Below are 25479 nucleotides of genomic sequence, written 5' to 3'. Positions count from 1 at the left end.
TACGGAGTTTATGTTCTTTGCTATCAGATATCTAAGTTAGGCATGATTCAAACAATGGTGTCAACCCGCCGAACAGACCTGAGTAATTCAAGAATGTTTGGTGGGCCGACTTTTTATTAGTCAAAGTAAACGGTTAGAATTCTCCGATCACTTCGTTTCCACGGCGTGTTGACAATGCTTGCCAGAGAGACAGGTCAATGTTTTCAGAGACAAACCGGGCCGAACCATCAGCAAGTCCTACATGGACGCCTCCCGTGTGGAGGCTTCGCGAGCCGATGTATCTGTCTCCCGTTGTAACACAAGGCATTCCCGACTCACCACTAATACACCAGCCCCTGTCACCGACGCTTGAATTAGGCCCCGTGAGTGTCGAAAAGAAAGGGCCTCCACCATCGTCGTTATGATAGAGCCCGCGAACATCAAAACCTCCTGTTGCGGGTTCTGGGTGGACCCGAACTTCCGAAAATGCCAATGTATTAGAAGTGCCATCCGTGATATCACGAAAACTGATACGAGATTGCATAAAAAAGAGACCATTACCACGTCCCATTGTGCGAATTTGAGTTCCTTCTTGAAAGTCTGTGCTTCCAAAAGACCCCGCATAGTTACCTCGTGCACCTTGAGCAGAAACACCAGCCGCAACGACACCGATATCAGACGGGCATCGATAGCTCGGAATAATCTCCTCACGAAATTCTTGAAAAGCTGGAGAACAACAGATCGAGACATTAATTTCAAAATTTGCTAAATTGTATACGTTGGCTGCTTCTACATAAGGAAGCAACATGTGAAACCATGTTGTACGACGTGAACTCCCATCAGATCCGAATGGAATGACATTGTGAGTGTCGTGATAGTTATGCAATGCCAGCGAAATCTGTTTCATATTGTTCTTGCAGGAACTTCTTCGTGCTGCTTCGCGGGCCTGCTGCACGGCTGGCAACAAGAGTGCGATCAGAATCGCAATGATAGCTATCACGACCAACAGTTCAATAAGAGTAAAGCCTTTTGAGTTGTGCTTAAGTGTGGTTCTAGGCATTAGCGGCGCGTCCTAATGAATAAAAGAAAAATGAAAATGTTCAGCAAGGCCCGATGCCAAAAATACTGAAAAATGGTCTTAATTACTCGTGAGCGTTGTTGAAAATCGGACTTGTTCCAGGAATATGTAGAGAGGTATTTTGTAATATTGAGAGAGTGGTTCTGTATAAGTGTTTTACAATATGAGCACTCTTCAGGCATTTACTGCCGAAGAATTCAAATCTTGACACCCTTTTTCTGTTTTTTATGAAAAATGAATGAATTCATTCACTATTCATGGCCATTTACAGTGTCTGCGGCAGTTTACTTGTAATGGAACATTCAGAAAACATCCTGCGATATTCCAATCATTCCTCATCTTCTCGAGATGAGGAGGCGGAGCGGTTCGTGCGCCTGTTCACAGAGAATGAACGGCGGATTCGTTCCTATTTATATAACTTTCTGCCGGGCACGAATGAAGTGGATGAAGTCATGCAGGAAATCAGTACTGTTCTCTGGAAGAAGTTTGGAGAACTTGAAGACGACTCCGGTTTCCTGCCATGGACCTATGTGATTGCACGGTACGAGATACTGATGTACCGCCGCAGGCTTTCAAGAGATCGTCTGGTTTTCGGTGAAGGTTTATTGACCACACTATCAGAAGAATACTCAAAGGAAGATGAACACGAACGCGGAGAAATACGGAAAGCCCTGGATGGTTGCCTGAATAAGCTTACCGAAGAGGATCGTCGGTTGCTGATGGTTGCCTATGGTGGAGGGATGAAAGTAAATCAGTTGGCCGATCAACTGGACCGAACCGTCAACAGTGTTTACAAGAATATTAGTCGGCTGAGACGGCGCTTGGAAAAGTGTGTCAGGCTGCAAACTGAGGCATCAGTACGATGAATTCAAATTCTGGACATTCAAAAGACTCTGCAGCGACAAACGAATTAATCGATCGTTACTGCTGTGGTATTATCTCTGCGGAAGAGTTTGCCGCTCTGGAAGCGATCCTGGAATCGGACGCTGACGCACGTGCTGAGTTTCGGCGTCAGATGCGCGTCCATTCCTCTCTCTATGAAATCGCTGATTCGGTTACCAGTAGCAATGAAGAGTTTGCCCCCTTGCAATCATCGATTAAGAATTATTCTCAGCCAGAAATCAATTATGCAGGTGAACGCAAATTCCTGCTATCAGCAATTGCAGTACTGTCCATCGTTGTTGGAGTGGGGATGATCTGGTTATGGCAAGGAAGAAACAGTGCAAACCTCGTTGAAAGAAACGGAATCGAAGCGCCATCCGTCAGTCACGAGAAACCGCTCATTACTCCTGAGCCAGATGAGCGGACAATAGTCTCCGAGAAATTTACTGCGGTTTCTATACCTTCAAATCCTAATGTGGTCAAAAATCCTGTGGCTATATTGCAAAGTCTGGTGAATGTGGTTTGGGGAACCAATTCCACAGCGCATCGTCCGGGCGATTCGATCGGGGCGGGTCAAATTAAAATTGATGCGGGTGTGGTCGAAATTGTATTTCTCAGTGGTGCTTCGGTCATCATTGAGGGCCCGGCAACTTTGGATCTGAAGACGGCTTTCAAGGGGGTTTTACATAACGGGAAAGTAAGGATTCATGTGCCTCCTCAGGCCAGGGGATTTGTGATCGAAACCTCGAAAGCCCAGTATGTTGATCTGGGGACAGAATTCGCCGTGGAAGTGAAAGACAACGGTAACCAGGAACTACATGTTTTTGACGGAGAGGTTGAGGTAAGACCTCGCGCGGATAATTTGTCAAAACGACTGATTAAGTCCGGAACCGGGCTTTCTGTCAATCCAGAGAGTCTCTGGGAATCTATCAAATCAGAACCGGGACGCTTTACTGATAGTAAACTGGTGTCGCAAATGGTGGCACAGTCGGCAGCAGATTCGTTCAATAGATGGAAGCGGAGCCGTGAATTCGTTCGATCTCACCCTGCTCTGATCGTACACTATGAATTTGAATTCGATGCCGACAGACCACAGACCTTAATCAATCTACAAGACAAGAAAACCCATGGTGCTATTATCGGATGTCGATGGACTGAAGGACGTTGGGCGGGCAAAAAAGCTTTGGAATTCAAGCGGCCTAATGACAGGGTGCGGCTCGATATTCCTGGTGAATTCGATTCACTGACGCTGACAACCTGGATGCGTCTGGATGGCTTTGATCGTCATTTCAACTCGATCATGTTAACCGATCAATTTGAGGATGGAGACGTGCATTGGCAAGTCAAATCAGATGGGACGATTGATCTCGGAATTAAACCGAAAGATGATCTTCGATTATTGTTTCTGACACCACACAGAATGTTGCATTACGACGACCTGGGACGCTGGTTTTATCTCGCCACTGTCATTGACCGGCCACGGAATCTGGTGACTCATTATCTTGATGGAATTCCCGTCTATCATGAGAAACTGTCAACGGGAAATGACAGCGTCAGAGAACCAGTCATCGAGCCGTTCAAGCTGCGGATTGGAAAGGCAGAACTAGGGAATTGGAGCCCAAAACGTCCGAAGAATCCGGAGTGGGTCTTGAGAAACTTGAATGGCTGTATTGATGAATTTTCCATTTATGCAACAGCCTTGTCCGCTGACGAAATTCAGACGCTTTTCCAATTAGGCAAACAATAGTATCAAGTTTCTGAGTATCGGTTTTCTTTTCAACACCGACTACGAAATCTCGATCACCTGGCAGACACTTTCGATAAACATGTCCGGCGGATAAGTTGCTTCCCCTCTTAACTCGATCCGCAATGCCCGCCATTCGCGACAGAGCTCAGCTACCTCAGACTTTGACGGATCGCCTTCGAACATTTCTAAATCACGCACCATCCGGTCTCGCACTTCATGGACCGCATCAACGCCGTCAGGATCCTGATGCCAGTCGCCGAGTGCTCCGAAATATTCGTACGTTGTGTCAACCATTCCAATTAAGTCCTCTGCCGCCATTCGATCACCTTTTGTTGCTTCACTTGTTTGACTCATTTCTCGTGAGGGGTGGCTACAGCAGTAAAAGGATTCTTGCTGGAACGCACTTTTTTTCACCATCCTTGAAAGTCGTGGTCGTCGTTTTGGAGACACCTTCAATATTCCATTTGATTCTCGATCCACGGAGTGTAAATGAAACATGATCAATGACTACTTTGTCTTTTGAGTTCTTATTATTGGTTGCTTTGTTGAGAGCATCGCCAACCTGTTGAATTTGCTTAGTAAAATGATTGTCGTTGACCACAAAAGTATCGTTTTTTTGTTTTGCGATGAATGAGAGTACGCCCAAATCAGCATTCTTGCCTAATACCTGAATAAACTCTTTTGGAAGATAAAACCGTCCCTGAACAGTTTGGCTGTCGACGGGTTCCCAACCGACCAAAAACGATGTCGTATTTTCTGCTTTCTTCTTTCCGAATGAGAAATCGTACAACATTTCCGCACGCAGTTTTTCCTTCAATCGCCAGTACTCAAAGCTGTGATCTTTGAAGGGCACGTTGAGAGATTTGTTCCCGCCCGTTACAAGAAACACACTTTCATCACCATCCTTTGTCAAGATTTTACCGTTGTCGGTCACAATTGCCACATGCATACATTTCTGTGTGCCGTTTGGGTAGTGCTGTATGCAGGCGACAATATCGCCTTTCTTTCGTGCAGATTCACCGTTAATTTTCTCACAAAATCGCGGCATAAATTTAAGATAAAAATTGTTCGCTCCCGGACCGCGCAATTCCGCAACACGATTTCGCGAAGAGAGGTTGCCGCCCCAAAATAGACGTTCAGTGACAAAACCGACACAGTCCTGCTCGGTTGCCGGCCCCTGTTTGCGTTTGCATTGGTTCGTATCCAGGATACCGCCATATCGTTTGGCTTCCTTAGCGAGTTGTTCGCTCCTGGCAGTGCTGGTGATTTTGTCGGTACGAATGTAGTACACGAGTTCAAGGAGCTTGACGCTGGAATTTTTTGAACTCGGCGAGAAACGAACTTGAATCGATTGGGCCTGAGCAGTCTCGCTCTCATTCAGAGCAGCGAACGCGAACACAAAACCGGCAAGAATGGTACAGCAACGAAACATGGTACTCCCCCTTCTTCAAGTAACTCAAAATGGAAACGATTTGGCACGCTCCTTCTGCTGTCATGACGCTTACAATAGTAAGCCTCTCCCTCATCGTTCACAGTACCAGAGAGACATCAAAAATCCTAGCACAGAATGTCAAATCACAACCTGAAAAGAGGGGAATCTGGTTCCCGATTTTCAGTATTGATTTTCAACTTGACACCGTCGTGACTCTGACGAAACTGCTTGCTTAAGTGGCTCGCGCGCGCGAGTGAGAAAATTCTGTGAGTGCATAAAGCAACGTAGTTCCTGTTGATCACTATCAAAAACGCTACAATAGTAGAGTCTGTGAAATGCGTCCCCAAAACGAGTGCAGCCTGTGCACCTGATTTTCGACCAAGAATGACAACATTCGAGACACTAAGGCGCATAAGTCTTCTCGCTCTGTACCAATCCCGAGACATTAAGGCGCATAACTCCAGCTTGACCATCACACGCCCTTCACCATAATCGACAACATTGAAACAACAGGCTTCTGCTCGTAATAATTTATCCTCTGCGTGGCACTGTCGGCTGGCCCGACAGTGCCTGGTATAGAACAGACAAACCATAAAATCATACACATAGTACTACTTCGCTTTTGTTAAAAATGACATTGGAACCAAGGGTCAGTTCAATCAAGGAAACAATCATTGCTGAAACAAAACATTTGATCTCTGTTAAATTCTAAGCATCTCAGCCAAACTCATTTGGCATTGAGACTGATTGCCCCTGCTTTTCACTGTCGGACGAGCCGACAGTGCCACCCGCTAATAAAATCACGTCGGAAAGAGTTTACCCGATATCACCCAACACACCACAGATGAAGATCTGGCACGTGTCATACGAGCAGAGTAGATAAAGATTACTAGGTTTTGGTTCTCAGCAGAAATCACTGTTACTGAAACAGAACACAAACAGAGACTTCAGACATGTTTTACAAAAATTTCGTGCCTTTCGTGTTTTTCGTGGTAGTACAAAATCTTGTTGAAGTGAATTCCCTATCTGCCACCCGACATTGATAAGAACCACGTGTTGTGCTGTAATAACTGTGAAAAAAACGTCGCGGGGCATAGCCGCACAGGTCAATGGGAAGGCACCTTCTCAACGTTGGTGAAAGTGAGACCGCCATGCTTTATGAAATTCGGGAAGAAAATGGCTCGTTCAAACTATTCGTCAGTAAGAAAAAAGGACTGAAGTTCAAAAAGTCGTTTTCAAAACGTGACTCTGCTGAATGGTTTATCAAAACTTATCTGTCACATTGTTGCTTGATTTGCCAAGAACAGGGATGGGTTTATAAAACGCGTTGTTCAGGCGGCTTAAGAGGCGGAGGATCAAAGCACGGCCGCGGTTGGAACGGTATGCCTCACTGGGGCAATCCACCAATTGGAACGATTGTCGCTTGCCCGGAATGCCGCGCCAAGCATCAGGTTCTACGCGATCATAGTATGAAACTTAAATTATTAGAGAATGATTAATGATCATATGCCCGGACTAAATAACAAGCCGACAATGGCACCCGGTAATAAAAACCTGCAGGAAAGGGTTTACCCGATATCACCCAACTCACCACAGATGAAAATCCGGCAGGTGTCACTACAGCATAGTACATAGATGATATTGTGTTTTTTGTTTTTCAAAGGAGCCTTTTTTATTCGAACAGAACACAAACAGAGTCTTCAGACTGGTTTTACAAAAGTTTCGTGCCTTTCGTGTTTTTCGTGGTAGTACAAAATCCCCTTTTCGCTCCCATAATGACAACCAGACTTGTTTTTTAGAATGGGAGCATGTACTTATGTGATGAGTACCATTGTAGCGGTGGGGTCTGTTGAACCACATAATCAGTCAGTGTCGGTAGGAGACCATAACTCGTGATTCCGTCTTCTCAGTATGTGGCTGTCCAGCAAGCCGCCAAACAGGTTCTCTCCGAGATTTCGGACTTCATTTCACCGACATCCACAGAACGGAGTATCGCGACATTCGCGACCGAACGACTTGCGCAGCTCAGATTTTTACAGACGTGGTATTATGCTTGTCCCGCACTTGTTCTGTTGGGCTCACGAAGTTGCTTATCCATCTCCGGTCGTGACTACAAACCTGATACGGAGCCAGTAGGTGAAATAAACCTTGTCACAGTTGATCTGAGCCCGTGCAAAGAATCGTTTTGGGGAGATTGTGCGCGGTCTTTTGTCGTCGAAAATGGCCGCGTTGTCTGTACTCCAGTTGACGTTGAGTTTCAGCGCGGGATTACATTTGTTAAGGAGCTACACCTTCAGGTTCGAAGTTTTGTAACGCCACAAACAACGTTTGGCGATTTATATGAATTTGCGAATCAGCAGATCACTTCGGGGGGATTTGAAAATCTGGACTTCCTTGGTAACGTTGGACATAGCATCGCAAAGACACTGGACGATCGTGAGTTCGTTGAGGAAGGTAATCGTCGCGCTCTTGGGACTGTGCCAGGTTTTACGTTTGAACCACATATTCGGAAGATCGACAGTCGATGGGGATTCAAGCATGAAAACATTTACTACTTCAACGATGCTGGTAATCCTACAGAACTCTAACACTTTTAAAGACTACAAATATGGGAGAAAATTTTGAACCTCGCCTTACGGATCAAGGAAGCCGCTGAAATTCATGGGGATTTCACTCTGCGGAGTGGCAAGAAAAGCAATCTGTATTTTGATAAGTATCGATTTGAGTCCGATCCACTTCTGTTGGCTGACGTTGCCAAAGCGATGTTACCACTGGTACCAGCAAAGACGGAGGTGTTGTGTGGATTGGAAATGGGAGGAATCCCCGTCGTCACAATGCTCAGTCACTTCACTCAACTTCCTGCGGCATTTATTCGCAAAGCACCCAAGGAGTATGGCACGTGCAAGTTCGCCGAGGGCGCGGACCTGGCCGGGAAGCGGATTGTCCTGGTCGAGGACGTTGTATCGAGCGGCGGTGCGATTATTGACGCAGCAAACATGATGAGGGCAAGCGGAATCGACGTAGACACTGCAATCTGTGTCATCGACAGACAAACCGGCGGAGCAGAAAATTTGCAGAAAGCCGGCATTTCCTTAATCAGTGTTTTACAAGCAAGTGACATTGAAGCTGCATCAAACGGGAGGGCTTGAACTGAAATCGGTTCCTGGAAACTTTGACATCTTAATTAAGTAACTGGTAATTTCTCGTAAATAATCATTGCTCTAAATGATCTTTTTTCTGATAACTTCGTTCTAATCAAGTAGAAGATTTCTTAACATTTAGAGGTGCGTATAAGCAGTATGATACTAGGTACATTCAGGAGTAAAATCGATGAGTCGACTATATGATGAAGTGATGATGGAGCGATACCAAAAAAAAGAAATGCTACTGGAAGTTCCTGAATCCGTCGAATCAATAAAGAAAAATATCAACAGTCTCGAAGATCAAGTTAATGATCTGAAAGAAGCTCAAGAATATTCACAGAAATGGAAATCCAAAGCACGAGAATATGTACTTGGTGGAATTGTTGGTGCCATAATCAGTTTGGTTTTAACTCTATTATTCGTCTGAAATTACCTTTCTGAAACTTCTTCGTGTAGCAAACATAAATTTTCAAAAATGAATATGGTTCCTGAAAAATCTCATTTAGTATAATAGTTATTAGGCTGGAGAATCTCGAACGCTCAATTTGACATCGTGATCTTCCCAGGCCAGAATACTACAATGTGTAGTTAAGTTCATGTTCTGGTAGTATTGTTATTGATTGTCAATCGAAAGAAATGGGCTGATGTCTCACCAAATGATAAAATGGGATTTTTTTATTGCTCATGCTGGAAGTGACAAAGAAATAGCAAAACAATTTTATGATGGACTTCAAAACCATTCCCAGGTCTTCCTTGATTCTAAATCATTGATTCTTGGTGATGATTGGGATATAGCTTTATCCAAAGCGCAGAAGCAATCACTGATTACTGTTGTCCTAATCTCGTCTAAGACAGGAGCTGCCTATTATCAACGCGAAGAAATAGCAGCGGCAATTGCTTATGCTCGGAAAAATCCAAATGGCCACAGGATAATCCCTATTTATTTAGATGATGAATGCAGAGAAAGTAATGAAATTCCTTATGGCCTTCGGCTAAAACATAGTTTAATTATTTCAGAAAACTGCACGATTCAAACAGCAATCTCAAAACTTATTGAAGTTCTAAAATTTCTTAAAAACGTAGACAAGAAAATATCAGATCAAGATTTATCATCAAGTTCTGTAGCGAAAAACGAGCTATTAAAAGTCTTTGATGTCCCGTTTCGTGAGAATCCTCTTTTTACGGGTCGGGATGAGGAACTTCAAAAGCTTCGAGAACGACTGATCTCTGGAAAAAAAGCAGCTTTAACACAAGCTATTCGTGGATTGGGTGGAATTGGGAAAACACAGCTCGCCGTTAAATACGCCTACCTATATCAATATGAATACGAGCATGTATTCTGGGTTCAGTTGTCAAACAAGTTTTCTAAAAGCGACGAGGGGTCTATAGCCGAAGAAACTGAGCCAAAGCTGCAAATCGTAAACAGCTACGTCGAATTATGCCAAAAGCTGCGCGTTCCCTTTGATGACTCGCAACCGCAGACTGCTATCTATGCTTTTCAGCAGTGGATGGAGCAGAATCCTAATTGGTTACTAATTTTTGATAATGCGGATGATCCAAAACTATTAAAGTCGTTTTTACCCCCACAACCTCAGGGGCATATTATTCTTACATCTAGGGCTCATACTTTTGACTCACTGGGAATCCTAAAACCGATTGAAGTTGAAAAACTACCTCTCAATGAAGCAACGGATTTTCTGATTGAAAGAATTGCCAGAGAATTGGAAGATTCAGAAAAGGATTTCGCTGAGCAATTAGCAAAAGAGTTAGATGGGCTACCTTTGGCTCTGGAGCAAGCCGGAGCTTATATACATGAATCGTCCCTTACTTTTAAGAGATATTTGGAGAACTATCAACGTTCAAAACTTGATCTGTTGGCAAAGCAGAAACCAGTTTTGGGAGAGTATCCGAAATCGGTTCAAACAACATGGTCGATGAATTTCGAAGCAATCAGACAACAATCAGAAGCAACTGCTGATTTACTTCGTTTTAGCGCTTTTCTTGCTCCCGATGCTATACCGCATGAATTGATTGCTGAAGGCGCCAGTTTCTTAGGTGACTCTATCCACAAGTTCATAAGGCAATTTGAGGATCCCATGTTGGCAGTTGTTGAACTGCTCCAACCACTCGCAAATTATTCGCTGATTAACTTGGCTCCTGGAGAAGAAGAATTCAGCATTCACCGTCTTGTACAGGAAGTCATGAAAGCAGAAGTACGTTCTGAGAATGAGGAGCAGAAGTGGATAGTTCGAGTTGTGAATGCCATGAATGCAATTTATCCCCATCCTGATTTTAGTAATTGGTCAACTTGTCGTCGTTTCACATTACAATGTTTAGTAGCAACTGGTTATATCGAACAATTAAAAATTGAAACAGAATACAGTGGAGAGTTGTTATGTAAATACGGTCGTTTTTTATGTGATATTGGTGAATATTTGGAAGCTAATTCACTCTTTCTCCAAGCATTAGAAATCTGTCATTCTGTATTAGAAGAAGACCATCCATTATTCGGTACTTCTCTCAATGACCTCGCTAGTACTTATATGATTCAGGGACGTTTCACAGATGCCAAACCACTTCTTCTCCAAGCAATAAAAATTCGCCGTTCTGTTTTTGGGGAGAATCATACATCCTATGCCCAATCCATCCACGATCTAGCTTATCTTTATTTTTGCCAAAAGAGGTGTGTAGATGCTGAAGAACTTTATCTCCAAGCAATAGATATTTATCGTTCGGTGTTAGGTGAAAACCATCATTACTTTGCGGCTTCACTCCATAATTTAGCCAGAGTATATATAAGCCAAAAACGTTATGCTGAGGCCGAACAATTCTTTCTCCAGGCAATGGAAATACGCCGAACAGCCTTGGGGGAAAGACATCCAGACTTTGCTTTGTCCCTGAATGACCTTGCTGTTTATTATAAAAGTCAGGGGCGTTTTTCAGATGCCGAAGAACTTTATCTTCAAGCAAAAGATATTTATCAAACTGTATTAGGCATCACACATCCGCACTTTGCCGTAACAATAAACAATTTAGCTAACCTTTTCATGGACCAGGGACGCTATGATGAGGCCGCTCAAAATTATCTACAGACGATCAACATTTTAAAATTAACCTTTGGTCCAGAGCATCCGGATACGAAGATTGTGATTAAAAATTATGAACAATTAAAAGAGAAGCAAAGTGGGTGTGATAAACAAGCACAATAAAGTATGGGGGCCATCCGTTACCAAAATGGAATGCCTCTAAGTATTTGCCGTAATTTATTACATTTGATATATCAATTCTGAATATCTTAATCCACAATTACGTTAGCCATCGGCCCTACCGCCGCCGTTGTACTATGCCCCAGCGGATATTTTTTGAGCAGTTCTCGAATCGCATCCAGCGTCACACCATTAAGCAGTTTTAGGTCATCTTCCACCGAAACATATTCCTGGCGGTAGACCCAGTTGCCGCCTAAGGATGACAGGCGGCCCATCGGGCGTTCGCTTCTTAGAACCAGACGCGAGGCGATTTTGTTTTTGGCGCGGTCTAGTTCTTCCTGGGTGATGCTGTTGGTGTTGACTTCGTTGTAGATTTGTTGAATCAGTTTGAGGTTGCTTTGAGTCAATTCGGGATCGGAACAGAGATAGGTCAGCCAGGTGCCGCTGCCGTCGTATTCGTTGAAGCCGAGTTCGGCGGATTCGGCTAAGCCGGGATCGACCAGCGTCCAGAACATGCGGCTGTTGGAATCGTCGCCGATGATCACCGAAAGTAATTCGGCCGCCAGTCGCAGCGGGTCTTTTGCCGCGGGTGCGGGGGCCAGTTGCATAATGTGCTGTTGCTGAATTGGTTTTTCTGTGATGATCTGTGCGCCGGGAGTCGGTTTGGCTTCGTCGGTGGGCCGGTCTGTAGAACCGGCGGGCCAGACGTCACAGAACTGGTGCACCAATTCGAGAATCTGATCCCAGTCGGCGTTGCCCGCGATGGCGAGTGTGATATTGCCGGCCATGTACTGTTTGGCGTGATACGCACGCATTTGTTCCGAAGTGAGATCGGTGATCGATTGCACCGAACCCAGGATGCTTTGTCCCAGCGGATGCCCCTGGAAATGCGCCTGCATCACTTTTTCATACGCGGTGAAACTGTGCAGATCGTCGTACATGCCGATCTCTTCCAGGATCACTTTTTTCTCGATGTCAAAATCGTCCTGTCGTAAGGTAGGATAGATCAAGGTGGAGAGCAACTCCATTGCCGTGCCGATGTATTCCGGGAGAAAGGAACCATAGTAAAGCGTAATTTCTTCGCTGGTCGAGGCGTTGTAGTTGGCGCCGATCTCATCGAAGATGCGATTCACATCGTCGGCAGAATATTTTTCGTTCCCTTTAAAGGCCATGTGTTCCAGAAAATGGCTGACGCCCGAAACGGGCATGACTTCATCGCGTGCGCCGGTGCGTACGAAATAGCCGATGGCTACGCTGTGGGCATGCGGGTTGAGTTCTGCAATGATCTGCAGTCCGTTCTCGAGTTGTGTGTTATGAAATATCACTGGGAACCTCTAAGGGTTGGGGGCCGATCGTTAAGATAGTGAAATTCCTGGCGGGATACGCATGGGTATAATCGAGCACGCGCTGTATTGTCAGTTTTTGAATTTCGTCATTGACCTGATCGAGTGTGGTCACGCGTTTGAGATAGAACCAGTCGCGGGCAATGGAAGACGCACGCGACGACGTGGACTCCTGCGACATGATCAGCGAACTTTTCGCGCGTGCTTTACAGCGCTCAAGTTCCGATTCTTCAATGCCCTCGCTCAGACGAAGTAATTCCTGTATTGTGACATCCAATGTTTCCTGAGCACGTTCCGATGTGGTGCCTGCATAACAGAGCACACGCCCCAGTCCCGGCATGCCGGTCAGTGAAGCGGACACGGTGTAGCACAATCCCCGTTTCTCGCGGACTTCGGTAAAGAGTCGGGAACTCATGCCGCCACTTAAGATACCAACGGCGGCCCAGGAAGTGTAATAGTCGGGATGGCCGTAAGGCACCGCATCGTAGGCGATGCCAAGATGGGTTTGTGTTGTCTCCTGTTTTGTGAAGAACACCTTTTCGTCGTCGAAGACCATCGCCGGCTCTTCGCTGATGTCGCTGGACTTCCAGGAACCAAAGGTCTCTTCGACTAATTGCTGAATCTCGTCAAAGTCGATTTTTCCCGCGACTCCGATAATCATTTCATTCGGATGAAAACAGGTTTCATAATGTCGTTTGACGTCTTCAATCGTGATATGGGGGAGTGAAGCCAGCTCACCATCACTGGGCAGACCCCAGGGCGCGGGAAAGGACCGCCGTTTTAATTCGACCATTGCCTTTTGTCGTGGATCATCCTCCACGGAGAGCAGCGCCTGTTCGGCCCCTGCTCTGGAAGCATCAAATTGGTTCTCAGGCAAATGCGGTGCTTTGAGAATCTCGCTATAGATTTTGAACGTCTCGGCCAGATTGTCCGCGAGAGTGGCGCCACTAAATGTAATGTGGGCACTCGAAGCACCTTCGTGCCGCTGGACGCCCAGGTTATCGAGGGCACTGGAAAGCTGCTGACTATCATAGGGACCGGCACCACGGGTGATGAGATCGGAAAGGATACTGGCGGTTCCATGTCGATTTGGTTGATCGTAAATACTGCCGCCCGGAACCATGAGTGAAAATGCGGCCGATTGAACATTTTGCATCGATTCCATGACCAGCGTTAAGCCGTTCGAAAATTGATGCGTTTGAATCAGTTGTTTACCCATGCGGGGGGCAACCTTCCTTCTTGTTTTATGATTTCAAGGATCTTGGGAAGCAGGCACAATCCTCGCTCATGTTGAACGGCCTGTGGTGGCCCGTTGCCTCCTGCGAACCCATTTCAATATCAATATTAACTTCGCGATCTTAGCGATTGCCAGAGCGAATTGGTAGTTTGATTCACAAAGAAGAAGACGGAATCTACCGACTCGATTTGTACAGAGTCCGTATGAGCTACGAACTTCCGCGGTGGCAAAAAATAACAGAAAAAATCGCTCGGCGCTGGACGCAAGGGGGGGACGCGATGTTAGGATGGGAAGTGAAACAGGTCTGGAGCGGGTCCAGGCTCGACTCAGTTCAACCCAAATGGGGAATCCCGAATCAAGGAATCATTTGGTGCACGCACAGAATCAATCGATAACAATGTTTACAACGAACCGAATCTCCCGAAGAAAATTTTTGGCAACCAGTCTGGCCGGCGTTGCAGGTTCCGGAATTCTGACCACGATTTCCCATTCTGTGCAGGCAGCAGAAAAACGGGTAGCAAAGAAGCATTTACAAATCGAACGTATCGAGCGAACCACGGTGAAAGTTCCCTTTCGGGAAGTGCCTGCCCGGAACATGGCGCGTGAATTGCCGCATTGGGCTTATACCGAAATTATCGAAGTGCATTTAAAATCGGGCCATGTCGGTTTCGGTGAGACCCTGCTCTACTATACCTGGAATGCGACGTCCGACGAGGCGGTGCAGCAGGCGCAAGGCAAGAATGCCGCCGAGTTAATGTGGGATGACGAATTGGGAGCCGGTCTGCAAATGGCTCTATTCGATGCGGTCGCGAAAGCAGCCGAGGTTCCCGTGCACGCATTACTGGGAAAGAAGATTAATGAGCAGACTCCCCTCTCCTGGTGGAACATCGATACTTCGGTCAAAGATATGGCTCTGGAATGTGCCGAGGCTTATAAGCAGGGCTATATGTCCTACAAAACCAAAGGCCGTCCATGGTTCGATGTCTGGGCGCAAGTCGAAGAGGCGAGCAAAGTCGTTCCCGAGAACTTCAAAATCGACATGGACTTCAACGATACGTTGCTCGATGCTAAGCGGGCGATTCCGATTCTGAAAGATCTGGCCGAGTTCCCGCAGGTCGATATTTTTGAGTCTCCCATCTTTCAAACCGACATCGCCGGAAACAAAAAGTTGATGGCGGCCACCGATGTGAATATCGCCATGCATTATGGGATCCCCAGTCCACTGATTGCGATTCGCGAAAACATCTGCGATGGTTTTGTGATTGGTCACGGAGCCAGTGAGCTGATGGCCGCCGGAGCAGTCGCTGCGATGGCGGACAAACCGTTCTGGTTACAATTAGTCGGCACGGGAATTACCGCTGCCTTCTCATTGCATTTTGGTGGAGTTCTGAGCCATGCGACGTGGCCAGCAGTAAATTGTCACCAGCTTTATAAGCACAATCTGTTAACCGAACCGATTGTCGTCAAAGACGGATTTGCCCAAGTTCCCGATAAGCCGGGACTGGGCTATGAACTGGATCGTGATTTGATTGAAAAACTCCGCGTCAAAAAACCGTCCGCTCGCCCGGACCCGCCTCGTTTAATCGAAACGACATGGAAAGATGGCCGGAAGATGTATTTCGGTAACACGGGTGAAGTGAATTTTGTACTCACCGCAGGGCAGGAAGGAAAGGTTCCCTTCTTCGAACGTGGTGTCGATACACGTCTGGTTCCGAACGATGGCTCGAAAGAATGGAAAGAACTGTATCGCAAAGCCAGCCAACAACCATTCTTAATTAAAGGGTAAAGCAAAAAGACATACCCTTACGCGGATACTCTCTTTAATAGGAGGGGGCTTCCACGTGTTGGCTTGGTTTGTAGAGAGTCCGTGTGAGGCGAAAACCGATTGAGCGATAGAGGTTGATCGCCGGTTCGTTGTCGGCGGTGACTTCCAGGTACACACGTTTCATACCCGCTTCGCGGAATCCGATCAGACATTTATTGACCAGGGCTCGGCCCAATCCCATGCCGCGATGTTTGGGGGTGATGCCCACATTCTGAACCGCACCCATGATCTTACTGGGCACGATGGCTTGAATCGTTCCACAGTCGACGGGATCTTCATTGCCCATACCGTCCCAGGTAATCAGCCAGGTGCCCGTCGCCAGAAAGTTGCGCTGGCGAGAAATATCGGTCATCAATTTGTGGCAACCCTCGTATTCGCCAAGACAGGGAAACACCTTGGCATCCAATTCTGATTTGAAGCTGTGGTATTTGACGATCGCATGGCGATCGACGGTGGTGAGTTCCCAGGGACACCAGCGATACCCGTCGGGGAGTTTGGAATCCTCCAGACGCGCATTGTATAAATCGATCTCCATTCGAAATCTACGAAAATACGTATCGGTAAAATCCATGAGAGTCTCACAGGAAATGAGGAGCCGCACTGAGAACCGGTCCAACAGCAACATAGGAAATTCTACCATACTCTATACTACTGTCAATTGGGAGACCTGATTTGCGGTGGAATCGTCCTATTTTCTCCATGAAGCGGATGCATCGTGTCTGCTGTATGTAATTCGTGTCGTACACCCAATGTAATCAAAATGCGGGTTAACTCTATTCGTCTCAAAAAAATGCGGATTTGCTTTCTTTTCTACCTACTTTCACTGAAGTTTCCCAGCGGTTTATGCTGTTCCCAAATAGTCGTTAGGTTCCTTAGTTGAAAATCAGGCTGAATGCTCTAAAATGAAATCTGAGTACACGTTTCCTGGTGAACGTGTCATGTTCCCCGCCGCTTTTCCTTCCCTGTTTGGAGTAATTCCCACAGTGACAGACAATAACAACCTCGACGAATTGGTAAAACAGAATCAGGAAGCATTAGATGCTCATACTCGTGAGTCTGTTCAGTGGCACTTCAGTCCGGAAACCGGTTCTCCCTATTGGCTGGAAAAAGCCAAAACGCTCGATTTCAATCCTTTGACCGACGTGAACTGTTTCGAAGATTTAAACAAGTTCCCTCTGTTTGAAGATGATGAACTGCGGGGCGGACCCGTCGACCGTTGGATCCCCAAAGCATTACTCGGGAAACCGACCTATGTCTTCGAAACCGGGGGCACCACGGGCATTCCCAAGTCGCGCGTCGTGATTGACGATTTCCGCATTGACTATGAAAATTTCAGTGACACCCTGCCCGATGAGTCGTTTCCTAAAGGCTCCAACTGGTTAATGCTCGGTCCCTCTGGTCCGCGCCGTCTGCGACTGGCTGTTGAGCACCTCGCGCAATACCGCGGCGGGATTTCATTTTGTGTCGACCTGGATCCTCGGTGGGTGGTCAAACTGATCAAGAAGGGTAAGATTGATGAAGTGAAAGAGTACAGCGCACATGTCATCGATCAGGCAATGGCGATTTTAGGAGCCGGTCATGACATCAAATGCATGTTTACCACTCCGAAGCTACTCGAAGCGCTGGCGATGCGATTGATGGATGAAGGTTCGAGTATTGAAGAAGCCGGTATCAAAGGTATCTTCTGTGGTGGAACCGAATTCACGCAGCAATGGTATCGTTTCGCCCGTGAAGAATTGCTGGGAGAAAACGTTTACATTACCCCGACTTATGGAAACACGTTAATGGGTCTGGCTTGCGGTCGTCCCTTTGATCCTGCTGATGACTATAAAATTACTTACTACGCACCGCAGCCGCGAGCTGTGATTCGTGTTGTCGATTTCGACGATCATACAAAAGTCGTTGGTTACGGCGAAACAGGCCGCGTGAAACTGTTCACGATGACCAAAGAACTGTTTATCCCCGGCTTTCTGGAACGAGATGAAGGCGAACGTGAAGTACCTCACGAGAAGTATCCGTGGGATGGAGTGAGTGGCGTGCGTCCGTATCATAAGATTGCCCAGTCAACGACTGTGGGCGTTTATTAATCAACTCGTCTGTATTGGCGATCTGATTTGCTGATGTCTGTCTTGTCAGTCAAATTGTGGTTCGTCTGCGAGTGACTATATTAAGTTTTGAAACATTTGCCTTAATGCGAGATCGCATTTGACTCGCGTTCTATTCACAAAGGAAAGCCGTCGTGTTGGAAATACCTGTACTTCGCTGGGGAAAACCTTACGAAAGTTTTGATCAACAGGAAGTCGTTCATTTTGAAACGGGCGAACCTTTGGCCAAAGTCCATCAGGCCAACGCGGGTCTGGTCAAAATGGACATGCGAAAAGCACAGCGTGCCCGCGATTTACTGCGTGAAATTCCCTGTTCAAAACTGCTGGAAATTTGCAAGAACGCTGCCGATCTTTATATGACAGCGGAGCTTCCTTTAGGCAATGGAAAGCAGACACCCGAAGAATTTTGTCGCATTCAATCTGCCAGTACCGGAATGCCAGAGTGGATGTGTGCCGGAAATATGAAAAAGATTTCCTTCGTGCTGGAGAACATGGAATCGATTCTCGATTCTCTGACACGCGGCCTGCCACTGGATATTTTAACCCGTGGATACGGCAAAGAAGAACGTGGCGTGATGATGAGTTATCAGGCGAATTCACCAGTTCTGGGTCTCGTATTGCCATCGAACTCCCCTGGAGTACATACACTGTGGATGCCGATTCTGCCGATGCAGGTTGGGCTTGTGCTTAAGCCAGGATCGTCTGAACCCTGGACTCCCTATCGGATGACCGAAGCCTTCTATCAGGCTGGTATTCCCCGTGAATGTATTTCTGTTTATCCGGGACCGCATGATGTCGGTTCGACAGTCACTGAGCTCTGCCAGCGGGTGATGTTATTCGGCGGTCAACAGACCATTGATAAGTATAAAGGAAATCCGAACGTCCAGGCACATGGCCCCGGTTTCAGTAAAATTCTACTGGGTGACGATGTGGTCGACCGTTGGGAAGACTATCTGGACTTGCTGGTGGATAGTATTTTCCAGAACGGCGGTCGCAGTTGTATTAATGCCTCCGGTGTTTGGGCATCGCGACATACCGAAGCGATTGCGGATGCGATTGCAAAACGCATCGGACCAGCCGGACCGACATCGATGACTGATCCTGAAGCACCACTGGCTGCCTTCACAATGACTGGTGCTGCCAAAGCAATGAATGGTCAAATTGAAACCGGTTTGAGTGAACCGGGAGTGACTGAAGTGACTGCGAAGTATCGGGATGGCGAGCGGCTCATTGAGTTGGAACGGTGCGATTACCTCAGACCGACCATTGTGCATTGTGCGAACACGGATGCCACCCTGGCAAATACGGAGTACATGTTTCCGATGGCGTCGGTCGTACAATGCGATCAAAAAGAGATGTTGAGGAAAATCGGACCAACGTTAGTTTGTACGGCGATTACCGAAGACCAGCAATGGTCCCAGCAGTTGCTCGATGCGACTCATATTGACCGGCTCAACATCGGGCCGATCAAGACAAATGCACTGAACTGGTTACAGCCGCACGAAGGGAATATTGTCGAGTTCCTCTACCGTGCACGTGCATTCCAGAATGAAGCACCGGCCGCACATTAGCATACGGCCCTGTTTCACATCCTGTGATCAGGCCGACTGTGCAAGCGGTTGGCGAGAGCGCTCCCGAATTTGGCCTGCGAGGCTTTCAGGTGATTCACAGAGCAGCCAATCCATGATGCGCCAGTCTGACCAGCGCGGGTCGGGGTCCGATGTGGGACCGGAGATATAACCCAGGTGACCACCATGCCTGGTCAAGTGCAGAGTCACTTTGTCGTGATCTGACAAATTTTCCAGTGCATCCTGGTATGTTGTGACAGGAACCAGAGGATCATCCTGTGCTGAGATGATTAATGTGGGGACACTGATCTCTTTCAGGACTTCTGCAGGACTGCATTGTGAATAATAATCTTCTGCCGATTCAAACCCGGCAAGAGGTGCCGTGAATTGATCGTCAAAAGCGAGCATGCTCCTGGGGTAGTTCTCTCCCGAAATCTTATGTGTATGTTCTTTAAAGAGATGTGATTTCCGGACATGTTTAATCAGATTACTGACGAAGTGCCGTTGGTATCTTCCAAATAAAGGTCTGCCGAAGACTTTCACGCTCTCGGATAATTGTAACGGAGGATTGAGGACCACTGCGCGGTCTACCAGATCAGACGAAGCAGCGTATCTCCCCAAAAAATTCAGGGTGATTGTACCACCAAGTGAAAAGCCCGCGATACCGATGGGTGAACGAGGACACAACGACTCGATGCGTTCAAGAGCAACTTGCAAGTCCAGGAAGCTGCCGGCATGATAGGGAGATTTTGCTAATCCGGTCCCTGCTCCGCAACCTCGTAAATCCATCCGAAAAACGCGCACTCCCTTTTGATTGAGTTTGTGCGCCATGCGAATCATGTAGGAGCTGCCGTGACACCCCGAGAGACCGTGTAGTAAAATGACAACACGATCTCCCAGCATCCAATTACCGGGACAATCGTCGTGCAGGATCAGCAGATCATTATCAGGCAAGCGGCAGCTGTGCTGCTCAGCCTGATAGCTGGTTTTAATCCGCGAGTGAAATTGCCCTACAATCGTTTGCAGGTGCGGATTTCGATAAAATCGGTGTGGAATAAATAGTGGAAATTCCAAATCACTCTTCATTCTGTCCTGTCCTGCAGAACGCTCTCGAGTTGGGACTGATCAAACAAAAGCGGCTGTTGTGGGTTTAATTGTTAAATCAGGAACATGAGCACGTGGAGGGAGATGACAAATCATCATCACTGCAGCAGCAACATCTTCCGGCTGTAATATTTTGGCACGATGTTCTTTACTGACGGGAACAGGTCGATCATCCAGAATCGGGGTTTCCACTTCACCTGGATAGATTGTGGAGATGCGTACTCCACGGTCTTTTTCTTCCTGAGCGACCGTCGTACCGAGCGCTGTCATCGCGAATTTAGAAGCATTATAGGCAACTCCCCCTAACAGACCAGCCCGAATTCCAGAGACAGAGCAGATGTTAATAATCAAGCCGTCCTGACGCTCTCGCATTTGGGGCAGTACAGCCTGCATACAATTGAAGGCCCCAGTCGCATTCACGTTCATTAAACGGTCCCAATCTTCAGGTGAGACGACTTCCATGGAACGGTCACGACAGTTGATACCTGCACAATTTACGAGAATATCAATCTGGCCTAACTGCTGATTTACAGCCGCGAAGAACATTGAGACACTCTCACGGTCAGCGACGTCCAGCACATGACATTTGATTTTCCCTTCGGCTTCTGCAGCAGTTTTTTCAAGTGGCTCAAGACGTCTGCCACCAATCATGACATTGGCACCTGCTTTGGCTAAACTCAAAGCACAGGCGGCCCCGATTCCAGTGCCTCCACCGGAAACAACGATATTTTTGTTTTCTAGTCCTGACATGTTTTCTATTTCTCGCTCTGTTTTCACTAAGGTGGGTTACTCTTGATGATGTCGTGAGTCAATATTCGTGATATTCCAGAGTTTACGACATCGAGCGAAAAATTGAAATAGTGGTAATGAGCTAAAAATAGCGTGAATCGCTGAATGAGATGAGATTTTTAAGTTTCTTTTGTGACCTCTTGCTTTTTCGCTCTTTGAGGAGGAGCAAGAAAAAACGTGATCAACACAAAGAGACCAAATAGGCTATAGCAGAGTGTAAACACCCAGGGAGGTGCTTCCATGAACAAGGCTTCATGAACACAGGCTGCAATAAAATCGCCTTGATAGCTGACTTCACCCGCCTGATCGCGCAACCATTTTTCGAATGTTGTTAAAGGACAGGTTACTCCCACCAGCGATTCGAGCACCACGAACAGGATAGAAAGAAGGTGGATCATGCGGAATTTGAAATTACGAACCCACTTCCATCCTGCCAGCGCACCGATGAGAATCAGTATTTGTCCTAATAGAACAAACATGACAAAAGAGAAATGAATTACGACAGTTAGATCGGCACCAATACGGTACAGTAACTCTGTTGCGAGGAATTCCATTTGATAGTCCTGATGCGCTGAACTGCAGAGAAGGCACTCTACACGACTGTAATCTGTTGCTGAACCGCACTCTTTTAGAGGCTTCGAAAAGTGGAAATATTCCTGGAGAAAAAGCGATTCATCAAAAAAATACAAAATTCTTTGGTAGGCAAGCATCTGAATGTTGAACTGCACTTATTTTATTTTCAGCCATGATTCTCATAAAAAACAGGTAGTGAAGTTCCGGGGAATTGTTGTTTTGTTCATACTCTCCATTATTATTTTTAGATATACTGGTAAGTATCAAATGAAGCTGGTGTGATAAGTGTGTTTACAAAGTGGGCATGCAGTGCATAGTAGCGAATCAATACTCTAAGGCGCATGATTGATCGTGGCAAAATCGAAAACTCAGAGTAAGGAAAGTATGGTGTCATCCACTGGACATCAACAAATTGATGATCGACAGCAGGAGGGAACTTCTGTTGTTGAGACGCAAATGCGTTCTGGAAATGGTAAGGCCTTGAAGCTGATGCGCAAGGTGCGCAGTGGTCGTTTGCGACTGCCGATTACTCTGAGTGTGGTATTGATGTCTTTGAACATCGCATTGATGGTGTTCTGGATCGTACTGGCCGCCCAAATCTATTGGTGGACTGCTTTGACGATCGGTACCGTCGTGTTTGCGTTGATTCTGGTTGGATTAACTTTCTACTTGATCCTGACAATTAAAGAAGTACGTCTGAGCCAGCGGCAGTCTGATTTTATTGATAGTGTGACCCATGAATTGAAAACTCCCATTGCTTCTCTCAAACTCTATCTGGAAACGCTGCAACTGCATTCGTTGTCAGATGAGAAACGCGGCGAATTTTATGAGACGATGAAAGTCGAGCTGGAGCGACTGGATCATTTAATCTCCCAGTTGCTAGAAGTCAAACGTCTGGATGCGTTAGGCATGGAGTCCGATCCGGAAGATATTGCACTTGAACCATTAATCAGGCATTGTGCACGCGTGGAATGCAACCGACGTCATTTAGAAGTGGATCAGATTTTCGAGTTTGATTTTGAGCCCACCGTAATCCATACGCGACGTATTTTATTGGAAATGATCTTTCGCAATGTGATCGACAACGCCATTAAATATGGTAGTGCACAGCCTCGGATTTTGGTTCAAGTTCGATTGAGTAAAGGCGGCCGTGTAATCACCCGCATTATGGATAATGGGGAAGGCGTTGATCCTGAAATTCGCAAAGATATCTTTAAAATCTTTTACCGCGGCGAAAGTGAACTTGAGAGGCGGAAAACAGGTACGGGTCTGGGACTCTATATTGTGAAAACTTTAGTACATTTATTGGGAGGAAAAGTAACAGTGCATGATCGCCTGGATGAGTCTGGGAGTGTGTTTGCCATCGATTTACCCGGGAGCGCGGAATCATGAAACTGTTGGTTGTCGAAGATGAAAAAGCACTCTCGCAGGGATTGAAATTCAACTTCGAACAGGAAGGTTATACTGTTCTCACTGCGGAAGATGGCCCGACTGCCCTCAATTACTTCAGAGAGTGTTATGAAACAGATCAAGACAACATTGATCTTGTGGTTCTGGATCTCATGTTACCTGGCATGAGTGGTTACGAAATTGCCAAGGAGATTCGCAGAATTGATGAAGTTGTTCCCATTTTGGTCCTCAGCGCACGAGAACTGAGCGAAGACAAAGCCTATGCATTTGACTGCGGTACCGACCAGTATATGACGAAGCCATTTGCTTTGCCTGAATTACTCAGCCGGGTCAAAAATTTGTTAAAGCGAAAAAGCCTGGTTCAGCCAGTGACAAACACGTCCAAAAAATTGCCGGCCCTCTATCATTTTGGCAATGTGACCGTCGATTTTGAGTCGTTTGAAATTGAAGTCGGAGAGGAACGCAAAAGCTTGACAAATCTTGAATTGAGATTACTCAAGTATTTCATTGAACATGAAGGTATGGTACTCACCCGCTCTCAAATCTTGGAAGACGTCTGGGGGGAGCAATCCGCTTATGTGACAACACGTACGATCGACAATTTTGTTCTGCGATTACGCAAGTTGGTTGAGACGAATCCCGCGGAACCCGTGTATATCGTTTCCGTGCGTGGTGCTGGCTATCGCTTTATGCCAGAGGAATCTTCAGAGTGAAAATGTGAACAAACGTAGTTTTCTAAGGCGTTGTTTCTCTGAATTTTCAATCTATTTTTCACTTTGACACAATTTTGACAGTTCTATGACGCTTACCAGACAACGGATTCCGACCTCATTGATAGAATTCTGCTGAAATGTGGGAAGGAGCAAAATGCTCATTCCCGGAATATGAATCATTGAAGCACCCAATCAAATAGCGAGGCCACGATGTCGAGTGTCACCCTGGAGGAACCTGTTCAAAAAGACTCGGCTGTTTCACCGCAAATCACGAAATCAAAAAAACGTGAAGAGCGTGAGCAGATTCTTGCCAAGTTTCATAAGGAAAATTTGAAATGGAGTAATGTGGATTGGGTTGTCCTGTTGTGGATGATCGGAATTCATGTGGGTGCCGTCGCCGCCTTCTTTTTCATCTCGTGGCAGGCAATCGTCACTTGTCTGGTACTGCATTGGGCGACAGCCAGTATCGGTATTTGTCTGGGCTTTCACCGCTATATGTCACACAAATCTTTTAAGCTCAAAGCACCTGCGGAATTCTTTGTTTTACTGTGTGGTGTGTTGTCGGGTGAAGGTTCCCCATTAACGTGGGCTGCCACGCACCGGTTACATCATCAAAAGTCAGACAAGGATGGTGATCCCCATTCTCCTTTTGAAGGAACCTGGTGGTCTCACATTCTGTGGTTGTTCGTCTATCGTAGTAAAGAAATCAACGACAAATTTGCGGAACACTATATTCCCGACTTTAAAGATCGCCCGATGATTCAGTTCTTCGAAAAGACATACCCTCTCTGGTTGGTTGCCTCTGGGTTTGCCATGTTTGGTGCAGGCTATGCTATGGGTGGCAATTATATGGGCTGGTCAATGTTGCTCTGGGGCTTATGTGCCCGTATGGCATTTGTCTACAACTCAACCTGGTTCGTGAATTCTGCAACACACCTGTGGGGCTATCGCAATTACGAAACGACAGATCAGTCGAAAAATCTTTGGTGGGTTGCCATCGTTGCTTACGGCGAAGGCTGGCATAACAATCACCATGCTCATCCTTCTGTTGCGCCCGCCGGTCACCGTAAATGGGAATTTGATATTACCTGGTGGTCGATCAAGCTTTTGCGGGCAGTGGGTTTGGCTTATGATGTTAACGATCGCATCCCTGAGCGAAATGCAACACCGGAAGTCGACCCCGAACCGGGAAAAAACGGGATTGTTGTTAAGTCGTAAGAGACGTAACATCTAGAAAATGTTAATTCAAAGAGCATTACCAGCGAGAATTGGTAATGCTCTTTATTATGAATTCTGAAAAACAATGTTTGAGTGTCGCTGAATATCCATTTCTACCGAGTCGATC

The 25479-nt window shown here is 46.4% G+C and carries 22 protein-coding genes; 13 read left to right on the top strand and 9 right to left on the bottom strand.

Annotated elements, in window-relative coordinates:
• Positions 1 to 133: 133 nt before the first annotated feature.
• Positions 134 to 1039, bottom strand: a complete 906-nt coding sequence (locus V202x_RS23085) for a DUF1559 domain-containing protein (protein ID WP_145179178.1) — start codon at positions 1037 to 1039, stop codon at positions 134 to 136.
• Positions 1040 to 1425: 386 nt separating this feature from the next.
• Here V202x_RS23085 and V202x_RS23080 point away from each other — a divergent pair, with 386 nt between their 5' ends.
• Both V202x_RS23080 and V202x_RS23075 read left to right on the top strand, forming a co-directional pair.
• Complete coding sequence (locus V202x_RS23080; RefSeq protein WP_197993057.1) at positions 1426 to 1923, top strand: sigma-70 family RNA polymerase sigma factor; 498 nt, start codon at positions 1426 to 1428, stop codon at positions 1921 to 1923.
• Positions 1920 to 3686, top strand: coding sequence for a LamG-like jellyroll fold domain-containing protein (locus V202x_RS23075; RefSeq protein WP_145179176.1), 1767 nt, complete (start codon positions 1920 to 1922; stop codon positions 3684 to 3686). Before V202x_RS23080 ends, V202x_RS23075 begins: the two co-directional genes overlap by 4 nt.
• A 39-nt stretch (positions 3687 to 3725) precedes the next feature.
• Here the strand turns inward: V202x_RS23075 and V202x_RS23070 are convergent, their stop codons facing one another.
• Both V202x_RS23070 and V202x_RS23065 read right to left on the bottom strand, forming a co-directional pair.
• Positions 3726 to 4040: a hypothetical protein gene (locus V202x_RS23070; protein WP_145179175.1), complete on the bottom strand. Its 315-nt coding sequence runs from the start codon at positions 4038 to 4040 to the stop codon at positions 3726 to 3728.
• Between the two features lie 16 nt (positions 4041 to 4056).
• Positions 4057 to 5118: a hypothetical protein gene (locus V202x_RS23065; RefSeq protein ID WP_145179174.1), complete on the bottom strand. Its 1062-nt coding sequence runs from the start codon at positions 5116 to 5118 to the stop codon at positions 4057 to 4059.
• A gap of 1151 nt (positions 5119 to 6269) precedes the next feature.
• Here V202x_RS23065 and V202x_RS23060 point away from each other — a divergent pair.
• The 5 genes from V202x_RS23060 (at position 6270) to V202x_RS23040 (ending at position 11470) form a co-directional block, all read left to right on the top strand.
• Positions 6270 to 6617, top strand: a complete 348-nt coding sequence (locus tag V202x_RS23060) for a hypothetical protein (RefSeq protein ID WP_145179173.1) — start codon at positions 6270 to 6272, stop codon at positions 6615 to 6617.
• Positions 6618 to 7010: 393 nt separating this feature from the next.
• Entirely contained in the window at positions 7011 to 7706 is a 696-nt protein-coding gene (locus V202x_RS23055; protein ID WP_197993056.1) for a M24 family metallopeptidase, read from the top strand.
• Between the two features lie 33 nt (positions 7707 to 7739).
• Positions 7740 to 8267 (top strand): orotate phosphoribosyltransferase, encoded by a 528-nt coding sequence (gene pyrE, locus V202x_RS23050; protein WP_232098659.1) that lies wholly within the window; start codon positions 7740 to 7742, stop codon positions 8265 to 8267.
• 181 nt (positions 8268 to 8448) lie between these two features.
• Positions 8449 to 8688: a hypothetical protein gene (locus V202x_RS23045; RefSeq protein ID WP_145179171.1), complete on the top strand. Its 240-nt coding sequence runs from the start codon at positions 8449 to 8451 to the stop codon at positions 8686 to 8688.
• A 217-nt stretch (positions 8689 to 8905) separates the two neighbouring features.
• Positions 8906 to 11470 carry a toll/interleukin-1 receptor domain-containing protein gene (locus V202x_RS23040; RefSeq protein ID WP_145179170.1) on the top strand — a complete coding sequence of 855 codons (2565 nt, stop codon included), beginning with the start codon at positions 8906 to 8908 and terminating at the stop codon, positions 11468 to 11470.
• Between the two features lie 86 nt (positions 11471 to 11556).
• On the opposite strand, the gene V202x_RS23035 is transcribed toward V202x_RS23040, so the two are convergent.
• Both V202x_RS23035 and V202x_RS23030 read right to left on the bottom strand, forming a co-directional pair.
• The gene (locus V202x_RS23035; RefSeq protein ID WP_145179169.1) at positions 11557 to 12792 is read right to left on the bottom strand and encodes a M16 family metallopeptidase; all 1236 of its coding nucleotides are present in this window, start codon (positions 12790 to 12792) and stop codon (positions 11557 to 11559) included.
• Positions 12779 to 14029 carry a M16 family metallopeptidase gene (locus tag V202x_RS23030; RefSeq protein ID WP_145179168.1) on the bottom strand — a complete coding sequence of 417 codons (1251 nt, stop codon included), beginning with the start codon at positions 14027 to 14029 and terminating at the stop codon, positions 12779 to 12781. Before V202x_RS23030 ends, V202x_RS23035 begins: the two co-directional genes overlap by 14 nt.
• 388 nt (positions 14030 to 14417) lie before the next feature.
• Here V202x_RS23030 and V202x_RS23025 point away from each other — a divergent pair, with 388 nt between their 5' ends.
• Positions 14418 to 15833 (top strand): mandelate racemase/muconate lactonizing enzyme family protein, encoded by a 1416-nt coding sequence (locus V202x_RS23025; protein WP_232098657.1) that lies wholly within the window; start codon positions 14418 to 14420, stop codon positions 15831 to 15833.
• Between the two features lie 34 nt (positions 15834 to 15867).
• Here the strand turns inward: V202x_RS23025 and V202x_RS23020 are convergent, their stop codons facing one another.
• A complete protein-coding gene (locus V202x_RS23020) occupies positions 15868 to 16443 on the bottom strand; it encodes a GNAT family N-acetyltransferase (RefSeq protein ID WP_232098654.1) in 576 nt (191 codons plus the stop codon).
• 412 nt (positions 16444 to 16855) lie between these two features.
• Between V202x_RS23020 and V202x_RS23015 the strand changes: the two genes are divergently transcribed.
• Together V202x_RS23015 and V202x_RS23010 are read left to right on the top strand one after the other, a co-directional pair.
• A complete protein-coding gene (locus tag V202x_RS23015) occupies positions 16856 to 17959 on the top strand; it encodes a hypothetical protein (RefSeq protein WP_145180763.1) in 1104 nt (367 codons plus the stop codon).
• A gap of 152 nt (positions 17960 to 18111) precedes the next feature.
• The gene (locus V202x_RS23010; RefSeq protein WP_145179167.1) at positions 18112 to 19548 is read left to right on the top strand and encodes an aldehyde dehydrogenase family protein; all 1437 of its coding nucleotides are present in this window, start codon (positions 18112 to 18114) and stop codon (positions 19546 to 19548) included.
• Between the two features lie 27 nt (positions 19549 to 19575).
• Here V202x_RS23010 and V202x_RS23005 read toward each other — a convergent pair whose 3' ends face one another.
• The 3 genes from V202x_RS23005 to V202x_RS22995 all read right to left on the bottom strand — a co-directional run bounded on the left by V202x_RS23005 (position 19576) and on the right by V202x_RS22995 (position 21992).
• The gene (locus V202x_RS23005; RefSeq protein WP_145179166.1) at positions 19576 to 20631 is read right to left on the bottom strand and encodes a YheT family hydrolase; all 1056 of its coding nucleotides are present in this window, start codon (positions 20629 to 20631) and stop codon (positions 19576 to 19578) included.
• A gap of 39 nt (positions 20632 to 20670) precedes the next feature.
• On the bottom strand, positions 20671 to 21399 hold the full coding sequence (locus V202x_RS23000; RefSeq protein WP_145179165.1) for an SDR family oxidoreductase: 729 nt from the start codon (positions 21397 to 21399) through the stop codon (positions 20671 to 20673).
• A 158-nt stretch (positions 21400 to 21557) separates the two neighbouring features.
• On the bottom strand, positions 21558 to 21992 hold the full coding sequence (locus V202x_RS22995; protein ID WP_145179164.1) for a DUF2784 domain-containing protein: 435 nt from the start codon (positions 21990 to 21992) through the stop codon (positions 21558 to 21560).
• A 403-nt stretch (positions 21993 to 22395) separates the two neighbouring features.
• Between V202x_RS22995 and V202x_RS22990 the strand changes: the two genes are divergently transcribed.
• From V202x_RS22990 to V202x_RS22980, 3 genes are all read left to right on the top strand, one after another.
• Positions 22396 to 23403 carry a sensor histidine kinase gene (locus V202x_RS22990; RefSeq protein ID WP_232098650.1) on the top strand — a complete coding sequence of 336 codons (1008 nt, stop codon included), beginning with the start codon at positions 22396 to 22398 and terminating at the stop codon, positions 23401 to 23403.
• Positions 23400 to 24134: a response regulator transcription factor gene (locus V202x_RS22985; protein ID WP_145179163.1), complete on the top strand. Its 735-nt coding sequence runs from the start codon at positions 23400 to 23402 to the stop codon at positions 24132 to 24134. Before V202x_RS22990 ends, V202x_RS22985 begins: the two co-directional genes overlap by 4 nt.
• Before the next feature lie 210 nt (positions 24135 to 24344).
• Complete coding sequence (locus V202x_RS22980; protein WP_145179162.1) at positions 24345 to 25352, top strand: acyl-CoA desaturase; 1008 nt, start codon at positions 24345 to 24347, stop codon at positions 25350 to 25352.
• Positions 25353 to 25479 lie beyond the last annotated feature (127 nt).

This window comes from Gimesia aquarii (assembly GCF_007748175.1).
In the GTDB taxonomy this organism is placed as follows: domain Bacteria; phylum Planctomycetota; class Planctomycetia; order Planctomycetales; family Planctomycetaceae; genus Gimesia; species Gimesia aquarii_A.
The sequence above is the reverse complement of the archived record's forward strand: the minus strand, read 5'-3'. Positions and strand labels throughout refer to the sequence as shown.